The organism is Micromonospora sp. NPDC052213 (genome assembly GCF_040679695.1).
In the GTDB taxonomy this organism is placed as follows: Bacteria; Actinomycetota; Actinomycetes; order Mycobacteriales; family Micromonosporaceae; genus Micromonospora.
The window spans coordinates 1-10,670 of sequence record NZ_JBFAVI010000210.1 but is presented as its reverse complement, the minus strand read 5'-3'; the positions used below and the strand labels follow the sequence as shown (position 1 = coordinate 10,670).

The 10,670-nt window shown below is 73.9% G+C and carries 12 protein-coding genes and 1 pseudogene; 3 read left to right on the top strand and 10 right to left on the bottom strand.

What is annotated here, in order from left to right:
* From AB0L34_RS30460 to lysS, 3 genes are all read right to left on the bottom strand, one after another.
* Window positions 1-389: Clp protease N-terminal domain-containing protein (locus tag AB0L34_RS30460; protein WP_363708730.1), on the bottom strand; the 389-nt coding region annotated here is incomplete at its 3' end.
* 459 nt (window positions 390-848) lie between these two features.
* Window positions 849-1,199: an Lsr2 family protein gene (locus tag AB0L34_RS30455; RefSeq protein WP_357456579.1), complete on the bottom strand. Its 351-nt coding sequence runs from the start codon at window positions 1,197-1,199 to the stop codon at window positions 849-851.
* Window positions 1,200-1,309: 110 nt separating this feature from the next.
* Complete coding sequence (gene lysS / locus AB0L34_RS30450) at window positions 1,310-2,818, bottom strand: lysine--tRNA ligase (RefSeq protein ID WP_350709394.1); 1,509 nt, start codon at window positions 2,816-2,818, stop codon at window positions 1,310-1,312.
* Between the two features lie 91 nt (window positions 2,819-2,909).
* Here lysS and AB0L34_RS30445 point away from each other — a divergent pair, with 91 nt between their 5' ends.
* Window positions 2,910-3,044, top strand: coding sequence for a hypothetical protein (locus AB0L34_RS30445; protein WP_363708728.1), 135 nt, complete (start codon window positions 2,910-2,912; stop codon window positions 3,042-3,044).
* On the opposite strand, the gene AB0L34_RS30440 is transcribed toward AB0L34_RS30445, so the two are convergent.
* From AB0L34_RS30440 to AB0L34_RS30410, 7 genes are all read right to left on the bottom strand, one after another.
* Window positions 3,026-3,784 (bottom strand): type III pantothenate kinase, encoded by a 759-nt coding sequence (locus AB0L34_RS30440; RefSeq protein ID WP_350709398.1) that lies wholly within the window; start codon window positions 3,782-3,784, stop codon window positions 3,026-3,028. The two genes, AB0L34_RS30445 and AB0L34_RS30440, sit on opposite strands and share 19 nt — an antisense overlap.
* Before the next feature lie 32 nt (window positions 3,785-3,816).
* On the bottom strand, window positions 3,817-4,713 hold the full coding sequence (gene nadC, locus AB0L34_RS30435; protein ID WP_363708726.1) for a carboxylating nicotinate-nucleotide diphosphorylase: 897 nt from the start codon (window positions 4,711-4,713) through the stop codon (window positions 3,817-3,819).
* Window positions 4,710-6,404 carry an L-aspartate oxidase gene (locus AB0L34_RS30430; RefSeq protein ID WP_363708724.1) on the bottom strand — a complete coding sequence of 565 codons (1,695 nt, stop codon included), beginning with the start codon at window positions 6,402-6,404 and terminating at the stop codon, window positions 4,710-4,712. Before AB0L34_RS30430 ends, nadC begins: the two co-directional genes overlap by 4 nt.
* Before the next feature lie 89 nt (window positions 6,405-6,493).
* Window positions 6,494-7,387: a septum formation family protein gene (locus AB0L34_RS30425; RefSeq protein ID WP_363708722.1), complete on the bottom strand. Its 894-nt coding sequence runs from the start codon at window positions 7,385-7,387 to the stop codon at window positions 6,494-6,496.
* A gap of 194 nt (window positions 7,388-7,581) precedes the next feature.
* Window positions 7,582-8,004: an aspartate 1-decarboxylase gene (panD, locus tag AB0L34_RS30420; RefSeq protein WP_357456567.1), complete on the bottom strand. Its 423-nt coding sequence runs from the start codon at window positions 8,002-8,004 to the stop codon at window positions 7,582-7,584.
* Between the two features lie 37 nt (window positions 8,005-8,041).
* Window positions 8,042-8,890, bottom strand: coding sequence for a pantoate--beta-alanine ligase (gene panC / locus AB0L34_RS30415; RefSeq protein ID WP_363708720.1), 849 nt, complete (start codon window positions 8,888-8,890; stop codon window positions 8,042-8,044).
* A 29-nt stretch (window positions 8,891-8,919) separates the two neighbouring features.
* Window positions 8,920-9,897, bottom strand: coding sequence for a Rossmann-like and DUF2520 domain-containing protein (locus AB0L34_RS30410; RefSeq protein ID WP_363708718.1), 978 nt, complete (start codon window positions 9,895-9,897; stop codon window positions 8,920-8,922).
* Window positions 9,898-10,050: 153 nt separating this feature from the next.
* Between AB0L34_RS30410 and AB0L34_RS30405 the strand changes: the two genes are divergently transcribed.
* A complete protein-coding gene (locus AB0L34_RS30405; protein ID WP_363708716.1) occupies window positions 10,051-10,362 on the top strand; it encodes a hypothetical protein in 312 nt (103 codons plus the stop codon).
* A gap of 4 nt (window positions 10,363-10,366) precedes the next feature.
* Window positions 10,367-10,670 (top strand): annotated as a pseudogene (locus tag AB0L34_RS30400) (hypothetical protein); the annotation flags it as partial.

Genomic DNA, 10,670 nt, shown 5'->3' with positions numbered 1-10,670 from the left:
TCCGCACCCAGCTTCACCAACACCTGAGCGGCCACGCCCTCACCCTCACGGATCAGACCCAGCAGGATGTGCTCCGTGCCGATGTAGTTGTGCCCGAGCTGCAACGCCTCACGCAGCGACAGCTCCAACACCTTCTTGGCCCGCGGCGTGAACGGAATGTGCCCGCTCGGCGCCTGCTGACCCTGGCCGATGATCTCCTCGACCTGCTGACGCACACCCTCCAGAGAGATACCAAGACTCTCCAGAGCCTTGGCAGCCACGCCCTCACCCTCATGGATCAGACCCAGCAGGATGTGCTCCGTACCGATGTAGTTGTGGTTGAGCATCCGGGCCTCTTCCTGGGCCAGGACGACAACCCGTCGCGCTCGGTCGGTGAACCGCTCGAACATGCCCTCGTGCTCCTCACGTGCCGTGCGCACTCGATCTTGATGGTCAAGAAGTCGTGGCGGGGCCGGTGCGCGGACGTCCGGGACGGGCGTCCGTGCCTACTTACTCTATCGCCGCAGACCGACTCCGCTGAGGTCGTGTGTCCCCGCCGGAGGCCGCGTACGCGTCGTTTTACTCAACCGTCCGCGCTCAGGGGGTGTTCCGCGACCCCCGCCTGTACGCGCAGAGCGAAATTCGGCCACCGCCCGGGCCGCGTCCGCAGGCCGGTGCCGGCGCTGACGCGGCCCCGAACCCGGGCCGCCCGGGAGTCGTCCACAGGCTGTGGACAGATTCTCCACCGGCTGTGGACAACCTCCGTCGGGGCGGAATTCTTCCCGGTCCGGGCGCACCGTGGGCGGATACGGCGACGCCGGCCCGGAGAGGTGCTCCGGCCCGGCGTCTGTCGCCCGTCGGCGGTCGGGTCAGTGACCGGCCTTGGAGTGGTACTCGTCGACGATCTCCTGCGGGATCCGGCCCCGGTCGGAGATGTCCTTGCCGGCCTTCTTGGCCCAGGCCCGGATCGCCTTGTTCTGCTCCCGGTCGGCGGTGGCGCCGCCCCGGCCGCGCGCGGCCCGGCCGCCCACGACGACACCGCCCCGGCCCACCTTGGTGCCGTTGGCGATGTAGGGAGCGAATACGTCACGCAATTTCTCGGCGTTCGAGCTCGACAGGTCGATCTCGTACTGAACGCCGTCGAGCGCGAACTTGACGGTCTCGTCAGCGTCCCCGCCGTCCAGGTCATCGACCAGCTTATGAATGATCTGCTTGGCCACGTCCCACATTCCTTTCGAGCAGGGTGCTCCTGCAAACTTGAGAGCACAATAACCCGTGCGACGCTTGTCGCGTCAATAGGATGCGGTAACGACCCGGTGCGAGTACGCGACTACTCCGGCCGTACCAGGGGGAAGAGGATGGTTTCCCGAATTCCCAGGCCCGTCAGCGCCATCAAGAGCCGATCGATTCCCATTCCCATACCCCCGGCCGGCGGCATTCCGTACTCCATCGCCCGGAGGAAGTCCTCGTCCAGCCGCATCGCCTCGTCGTCGCCGCGGGCCGCGAGCTGCGCCTGGGCCAGCAGCCGCTCCCGCTGCACCACCGGGTCCACCAGTTCCGAGTACGCCGTCCCCAGCTCGAACCCGAGCACGTAGAGGTCCCACTTCTCGGCCAGCCCCGGCTCGCTGCGGTGCGCCCGGGTGAGCGGGCTGGTCTCCTCCGGGTAGTCGCGGACGAAGGTGGGTGCCTGGAGGCCGGGGACGACCAGTTCCTCGAACAGTTCCTCGGCGAGCTTGCCCGGCCCCCACTTCGGGTCGACCGCCAATCCGACCTTGTCGGCGTACTCGACGAGGCGGGCGTGCTCGGTGCGTACCGTGACTTCCTCGCCGAGCGCCTCGGAAAGCACCCCGAAGAGGGTCACCGAGCGCCACTCGCCGCCCAGATCGAACTCCCGGCCGTCGGCGTGGGTCACCACGGTCGAGCCGGCGACCGCGATCGCCGCCTGCTGCACGAGATTGCGGGTCAGCTCCGCCATCGTGTCGTAGTCGCCGTACGCCTGGTATGCCTCGAGCATCGCGAACTCCGGGGAGTGCGAGGAGTCGATGCCCTCATTACGGAAGTTGCGGTTGATCTCGAAGACCCGGTCGACGCCGCCGACGACGGCCCGCTTGAGAAACAGTTCCGGCGCGATTCGCAGATACAGATCGGTGCTCAGCGCATTGCTGTGGGTCACGAATGGCCGGGCCGCCGCGCCGCCGTGCAGCAACTGCAGCATCGGGGTCTCCACCTCGATGAAGTCCCGGTCGTGCAGCGAGTCGCGCAGGCTGCGGACGGTCGCGGCCCGGGTGCGCACCATCTGGCGCGCCTGCGGCCGGACGATCAGGTCGACGTAGCGCTGCCGGACCCGCGCCTCCTCGCTCAGCGGCTTGTGCGCCACCGGCAGCGGGCGCAGCGCCTTCGCCGTGACCGCCCACTCGTCGGCCAACACGGACAGCTCGCCCCGGCGGCTGGTGATCACCTCGCCGGTCACCCCGACGTGGTCGCCGAGGTCGACGAGGCGCTTCCAGTCGTCCAGCCGCTCGGCGCCGACCCGGTCCAGCGAGAGCATCGCCTGCAACTCGGTGCCGTCGCCGTCCCTGAGGGTGGCGAAGCAGAGCTTGCCGGTGTTGCGTACGAAGATCACCCGGCCGGTGACCGAGGCGCGGTCGCCGGTGGCGGTGTCGGTGGGCAGCTCGGCGTACTTCTCGCGGATCTCGGCCAGCGTGCTGGTCCGGGGGAATCCGACCGGGTACGGCTCGACGCCCTCGGCGAGCATCCGGTCCCGCTTCTCCCGGCGGACCTTCATCTGCTCGGGAAGGTCGTCGGCGGGATCGACTGGCACGGGAGTCTGCTCGGTCACGGCACGCTTCCTCAGAAGGAGATTTCGGGCGGGGTCAGGCCCCGAGCGTACTCAAGGCTCCAGGGAGGCGTTACGGGATAACCTGCCCGCCATGACCGACCCCACTCACGCCCTGTCGTTCGGTGCGGCGGCGGGCGAATACGACCGGTTCCGGCCCCGCTGGCGGCGCCCGGCCCCGGCGGCGGCCCGGGACCGGGGCCGGCGGGGTCAGACGTTGCGGTCGTAGACCATCCGCAGGCCGATCAGGGTGATCATCGGCTCGTGGTGGGTGATCGTGCGGCACTCGTTGATCACCAGGCCGGCGAGCCCGCCGGTGGCGATGACGGCCCGCACCTCGCCCAGCTCCTCGGTCATCCGCTCGACGATCCGGTCGACCTGGCCGGCGAAGCCGAAGTAGAGGCCGGACTGGAGGCACTCGACGGTGTTCTTGCCGATCACCGAGCGGGGCCGGGTGGCCTCCACCTTGCGCAGCTGGGCGGCTCGGGCGGCGAGCGCGTCGAAGGAGATCTCGATGCCCGGCGCGAAGGCGCCGCCGAGGAACTCGCCCCGGTCGCTGATCACGTCGAAGTTGGTGGTGGTGCCGAAGTCCACCACGATCGACGGCCCGCCGTAGAGGGTGTACGCGGCCAGGGTGTTCACCACCCGGTCGGCGCCCACCTCCTTCGGGTTGTCGATGGCGAGCTGCACACCGGTGCGCACCCCGGGCTCGACGATCACGCTCGGCAGGTCGGCGTAGTAGCGGGACAGCATGGTGCGCAGCGAGCGCAGCGCGGCCGGCACGGTGGAGCAGGCCGCCACCCCGGTGATCTCGACGGCGTCCCCGGCGAGCAGGCCCCGGAACTTCAGGCCCAGCTCGTCCGCCGTCGACCGCGCATCGGTCTTGATCCGCCAGGAGTGCACCAGCTTGTCGCCGTCGAAGGTCGCCAGCACGGTGTTGGTGTTTCCGATGTCGATGCAGAGCAGCACGATCGCAGCCTAGACAACGGCCTGCCGCCGGTTCACTCGGTGCGCAGGTCCATGGCAATGTCGAGGATCGGCGAGGAGTGGGTCAGCGCCCCGACCGACAGGAAGTCGACGCCGGTCGCCGCGTACCGCGCCGCGACGTCGAGGGTCAGCCCGCCGGTCGCCTCCAGCTCCGCCCGGTCCCCCACGGTGGCAACCACCTCGGTGAGCATCTCCGGGGTCATGTTGTCCAGCAGCAGGAATTCCGCTCCGGCCTCGACGGCCTCCACCGCCTCGGCGAGCGTGTCCACCTCGACCTGCACCGGCACGTCCGGGAAGGTCTCCCGGACCCGGCGGAAGGCCGCCGTGATGCCGCCCGCCGCCAGCTTGTGGTTGTCCTTGATCATGGCGACGTCGTGCAGGCCCATCCGCTTGTTCGTGCCGCCGCCGGCCCGGACCGCGTACTTCTCCAGGGCGCGCAGGCCCGGGGTGGTCTTGCGGGTGTCCAGCACCATCGCCTTCGTGCCGGCCAGGGCGTCCGCCCAGGCCCGGGTGTGGGTGGCCACGCCGGACATCCGGCAGAGCAGGTTGAGCGCCGTCCGCTCGGCGGTGAGCAGCAGCCGGGTCGGACCGGTCACCGTGGCCAGCACGTCGCCGCGTGCCACCCGCGCGCCGTCGTGGGCCACCCGCGACACCTCGACCGTGCGGCCCGCGCCGGTCGCCTCGCCGACCAGCTCGAAGACGGCCGCCGCCACGGCCAGCCCGGCGACCACCCCGTCGGCGCGGGCCACCAGGTCGGCGGTGTCGGTCTGCCCGGCCGGGATGGTGGCGACGCTGGTGACGTCCAGGAAGTCGGGGCCCAGGTCCTCCGCGAGCGCGTTCTCGATCACCCGCCGCACCTGCACCGGATCCAGGCCGGCGTCCCGCAACGCCCGCTCCGTCGACTCCGTCATCGGACTTCCTCCCACTGAGACGTCAACCGGCCCTGCGCCCCGACCGCGCCGACGAGGTGGCCGTGCCACCGCTCGTCGGCCGCCGGGAAGTCCTCCCGCCAGTGGCAGCCCCGGGTCTCCCGGCGGGCGTACGCGGCGGCGACCAGCGCCGACGCCACGGTGATCAGGTTCGTCGCCTCCCAGTCGGCCGTCCGCGGCCGACCCCGGCCCTCGCCGAGCCCGGTCAGCGCGTCGGCGGTCCCCGCGAGGGTCTGCGCCGAGCGGAGCACGCCCGCGCCCCGGGTCATCGCCCGTTGCAGGGTCGGCGTCGCCTCGGCCGGCACCACCCAGCCCTCGCCGCCGACCCAGGCGCCGGTCGACGCCGGCTGGGCCTGCTCCGGCAGCCCGACGGCGACGTCCTCGGCGATCCGCCGGGAGAACACCAGCCCCTCCAGCAGGGAGTTGCTGGCCAGCCGGTTCGCGCCGTGCACGCCCGTGCAGGCGACCTCGCCGCAGGCGTACAGGCCGGGGATGGAGGTGCGGCCGCGCAGGTCGGTGCGGACGCCGCCGGAGGCGTAGTGGGCGGCCGGGGCCACCGGGATCAGGTCGGCCGCCGGGTCGACCCCGATGGCCAGGCAGGACGCGACGATGGTCGGGAAGCGCCGGGCCAGGAAGTCGCCGCCCAGGTGCCGGGCGTCGAGGAAGACGTGGTCCGCGCCGGTGGCCAGCAGCACCCGGTGGATGCCCTTGGCCACCACGTCCCGGGGCGCCAGCTCGGCCAGCTCGTGCTGCCCGACCATGAACCGCTTGCCGTCGCCGTCGACCAGGTGGGCGCCCTCGCCGCGCAGCGCCTCGGAGACGAGCGGCTGCTGGGCGTGCCCGGCGCCCGGCACGCCCGCGCCGGCCGGGGTGATCAGCGCGGTCGGGTGGAACTGGACGAACTCCAGGTCGGTGACCGCCGCGCCGGCGCGCATCGCCAGCGCCACCCCGTCCCCGGTCGAGACGGCCGGGTTGGTGGTGGCCGCGTAGATCTGGCCCATCCCGCCGGTGGCCAGGACGACCGCCCGGGCCAGGATGGCGCCCACCCCGTCCTCGCTGCCCTCGCCGAGCACGTGCAGGGTGATGCCGCAGGCCGCGCCGAGCCCGCCCGGGCCGTCGCCGGGCGCGCGCAGCAGGTCCAGCACCAGGGCGTGCTCGACCAGCCGGATCCACGGGTCGCGGCGGACGGCGGCGTGCAGGGCCCGCTGGACCTCGGCCCCGGTGGCGTCGCCGCCGGCGTGCACGATCCGGTCCGCCCGGTGCCCGCCCTCGCGGGTGAGCATCAGCGAGCCGTCCGGGTTGCGGTCGAACTCCGCCCCGATCCGCATCAGCTCGCGCAGCCGGGTCGGGCCCTCCTCGACCAGCACCCGCACCGCCGCCGGGTCGCAGAGCCCGACGCCGGCGATCTCCGTGTCGGAGGCGTGCGCCGCCGGGGTGTCGTGCGGGTCGAGCACGGCGGCGATGCCGCCCTGCGCCCAGCGGGTCGAACCCTCGTCGATGTTGACCTTCGTGACCACGGTGACGTGCAGGCCCGCCTCCCGCAGGTGCAGCGCGGCGGTGAGCCCCGCCACCCCGGAGCCGACCACGATCACGTCGGTGGTCTCCACCCAGCCGGGCGCGGGGGCGGCCAGCAGTCGGGGCAGCGCCGGCAGGTCCACGGTCGGAAGGTCCATGCCCACAGTCAACCCGAAGGGCCCTCGCGGGGGGCGGCGGGGGCGGGACGAGTGGTTTGGACCATCGCGTCCGGTGGCCGGGTGGGTGCCTACCTCGTCCGGACCGGCAGGGCGGCCGGGCCCGCGCCCCTCAGGGAGCCGGTCACCGTACGGTCGTCGAGCCACAGGTAGCAGCGGACGCCGCGGTCGCCGACGCGCCAGCGCCCCGCCCCCGGCGGTCGCACCACCACCCCGCTGCGGAAGCGCAGGTCCGCGTCGTCGGGCACCCCCACGTAGCGGCCCAGCACGGAGCGGCAGCCGGCGTAGAGCGGGGCCCAGTCGGCGGGCCGGGTCGGGTACGGGCGGTCCGGCGCCCGCCACACCCCGACGAACTCGGCGTCGTGCCGGGTGGCGCAGTCGACGGGGAGCAGCGTCCGCACCGTCCCGCCGCCGGCCCGGGTCTGCTGGCAGCCGAGCCGCAGCGGCGACGGCCCGCGCAGCGCGTCCCGCAGGCTGCCGGAGCGGGTGACCACCGTGGCGGCGGCCTCGACGGTGCTCACCTCGGTCAGGTCGCACCGGTACCAGCGGGAGCCGGCCGCCCAGCCGGGCCCGGACGGCAGGGCCACGGCCAGCCGGAGCCGCCCGGCCCGCCAGTCGTCGCCGACGTGCCCGGTGGCGCGCGCGTCGCAGTCGGCGAACGCGCCCCGCAGCTCGGCCGAGCCGCCCGGCGGTGGGGTGGCCCGCTCGGCCGGGAAGGCGCCCACGTGCACGGTCTCGACCCGGTGCGGCGCGGTGCAGTCCACCGGCGCGTACGCCGCCAGGGTCACCACGTCGGTGAAGTCGGCGGCCTGGCAGACGCCGGCGGCCGGGGTGAACGGGCCGGGCGCGGGCAGGGCCGCCCAGTCGTCGGCCAGGTCACCGTCCAGCCCGGCGGAGCCGGCGCAGCCGACCAGGAGGACTGCCGCGCTCACGGCGGCGAGCAGGGTGGTCATCGAACGGCGCATCGCGGCCTCCCCCAGCCACCGCGTCTCTTCGACGGGCACCCAGACTACCCACCGCCGCCTCTCGGCGACAGACCGCGTTCGCGCCCCCTCCGCACACCGCGTGCGCCCCGATCTTGCAGTTACCGCCCCCGGCAAATGGGACTTACGGCAACAAAAGCCGGGTCGAAGGCGAGATCACGGGAGCGGGGGCGGGGTCAGACGGCGGCGTAGGGGTTGGGGACGGGAGCGCCGGCGGTGCCGGGGGCGGCGGTGGTGGGGTCGGTGTTCAGCTCGACGATCCGGTTGTCGGCGTCGACGTGCACGACCCTCGGCCGGTACGCCCGGGACTCGGCGTCGTCCATCTGCCCGTACGAGATGAGGATGACCAGGTCACCCGGGTGCACCAGGTGGGCGGCGGCACCGTTGATGCCGATCACGCCGCTGCCCCGTTCGCCCGGGATCACGTACGTCTCCAGCCGGGCCCCGTTGGTGATGTCCACGATCGCCACCTGCTCGCCCGGAATCAGGTCGGCGGCGTCGAGCAGGTCCTCGTCGACGGTCACCGAGCCGACGTAGTGCAGGTCGGCCTGGGTCACCGTGGCCCGGTGGATCTTCGACTTGAGCATGGTGCGCAGCATCTGGATGCCTTTCGCGGAAACGTGGTGGGGGTCGGGTTCAGGAACGGGGGGCGAGCCGGATCGCCGCGTTGTCGATCAGCCGGGTGCCGCCGACCCAGGCGGCGACGAGCAGCCGTGCCGGACCGGACACCGGCCCCGGCTCCAGGTCCGGGTCGGTGAGCACCAGGTAGTCGAGCCGCGCGCCGGGCGCACCGGCGCCGAAGGCGGCGTGCGCGGCGGCGAGCACGGCCCCCGCGTCACCGCCCGCGTCGGCGGCCTCGGCACCGGCCCGCAGCGCCGCCGACAGGCTCAACGCGGTCTCCCGCTCGGCCGGGGAGAGGTAGCGGTTGCGGCTGGACAGGGCGAGCCCGTCGGGCTCCCGCACGGTGGGCACGCCGACCACCTCGACCGGCACGTCGAGGTCCCGGGCCATCCGCCGCACCAGGGTGAGCTGCTGGTAGTCCTTCTCGCCGAAGAAGGCCAGGTCGGGGCGGGTGAGCTGGAGCAGCTTCAGCACCACCGTCAGCACCCCGTGGAAGAACCCGGGGCGGCTCTGCCCCTCCAGGTCCTCGCCGAGCGGACCCGGGTCGACCCGGACGCGGGGCTGGCCGTCCGGGTACATGTCCGCCACCGACGGGGCGAACACCACGTCGGCACCCGCCCGTCGGCAGATCTCCAGGTCGGCGTCGAGGGTGCGCGGGTAACGGTCGAAGTCCTCGTTCGGCCCGAACTGGAGCGGGTTGACGAAGATCGTGACGAGCACGTGGTCGGCCCGCTCCCGGGCCGCCCGCAGCAGCGTCTCGTGCCCGGAGTGCAGGGCGCCCATGGTCATCACGACGCCGACGGTGCCCTTGAGCCCGTCCCGCGCCGCGGCCAGCTCGGCGCGGGTGTGCACCAACTCCGTCACGCGGTCCCCTCCGTCCGTCGTCGGCCCGTTCACGCGGCCACCTCCCGCCGGGTCCCGGCCAGCACGCCGAGCAGCGACTCCGCGTCGACCGGGCGGAGCCGGCCGGCGGCGATGGCCCGGTCGGCCGTACGCCGGGCCAGGGCCAGGTAGGGCGCGACCGACTCGGGTGCGGTGGCGGCGAGCCGGGCCAGGTGCCGCTCGACCGTGCCGGCGTCGCCCCGGGACACCGGCCCGGTCAGCGCGTCGTCGCCGAGGCGCAGCGCGTTCTCCAGGGCGGCCCGCAGCAGCGGGGCGAGCACCTTCTCCGGCTGGGCCACCCCGGCGTCACGCAGCCGGTCGGCCGCCTCGTTGACCAGGGTCACCAGGTGGTTGGCGCCGTGCGCCAGCGCCGCGTGGTAGAGCGGCCGGTCGGCCTCGCCGACCCACTCCGGCACGCCACCGAGGTCGGCGACCAGCCGGGCGGCCAAGGGGCGCAGCTCCGCCGGGGCCGTCACGCCGTACGAGATGCCGGCCAGCCGGGCAAGGTCGTCCGGCGTACCGGTGAAGGTCATGGCGGGGTGCAGGGCGAGCGGCCGGGCGCCCGCCGCGGCGGCGGGGGCGAGCACGGCCAACCCGTGCGCGCCGGAGACGTGCGCCACGACCTGGCCGGGACGCACCGCGCCGCTGTCGGCCAGGTCGGTGACGACCCCGGCGAGCGCGTCGTCCGGCACGGCGAGCAGCAGCAGATCGGTGGCCGCGCGGGCCACGGCGGCGGCGGAGCGGCGGGGCACCCGGGGCAGCAGCAGCGCCAGCCGGGCCCGGGAGGCGCCGGAGCCGCCGGAGGCGGCGGCCACCCGGTGGCCGGCGGCGACGAGCGCGGCGCCCAGCGCCGCGCCGACCCGGCCGGCGCCGACGACGCCGACGGTGAGCGTGCGCGGGAAGGAGAGCGGGGCGCCGGATGTGGCGCCGCCCGGCGGTACGGCGGCCGTAGGCGGGGTGGCCGCCTGCGGGCGCAGCGGTGCGCTCATAGCAACGATCCAGTCCTCGGAGGGGGTACCGGTCGATCGCAAGTATGCGCCGCCGTGACGGAGCCGAAACAGGGTCTGTGAAAACCTTCACCGGGTGGTGCGCGGGGGCGTTCCCGGCGGCGTGGGCGGCCGGCTGCGGCTACAGTGCCGCCTGTGACGGAGCGGGTCGTGGTGGACGAGGTCGGCATCCGGACGGAGGACGACCGGCACAGCTTCGGCTGGCCCTGGTCCGAGATCCAACACGTCTCGGTCGCCGCGCTGGCCCCCGCGGAGCACCGGTTCCTGTACTTCGAGGTCACCCACGTGTCGGGCGAGTTCATGGAGGTCGGCGAGACGGTCGACGGGTTCCGGGAGGCGGTGGCCGTCATCTCCGCCCGCGCCGGGCGGGCGGCCCCCGACCTCGACGCGCTCCGACCGTCCGACCCCGTGCTGGAGATCTGGTCGCCCCTGCGGGACGAGGGATGAACTGATGCCGGTCCGCTGGCGGGACGCCATGGACCGGGCGCTCTACGGGCCGGGCGGGTTCTTCGTCGCCGGCTCCGGCCCGGCCGACCACTTCCGCACCAGCGTGCACGCGTCCCCCGCCTTCGCCGCCGCGCTGCTGCGGCTCGTCGAGCAGGTCGACGCCGCCCTCGGGCACCCGGCCCGGCTGGACGTGGTGGACGTGGGAGCGGGTCGGGGCGAGTTGCTGCGCGCACTCTCCGCCGCCCTGGGGGTTGCCGGGGAGCCCGCCCGTGGAGGGATCAAGCCTGACCGCCCGGAGCGGGCGGGCT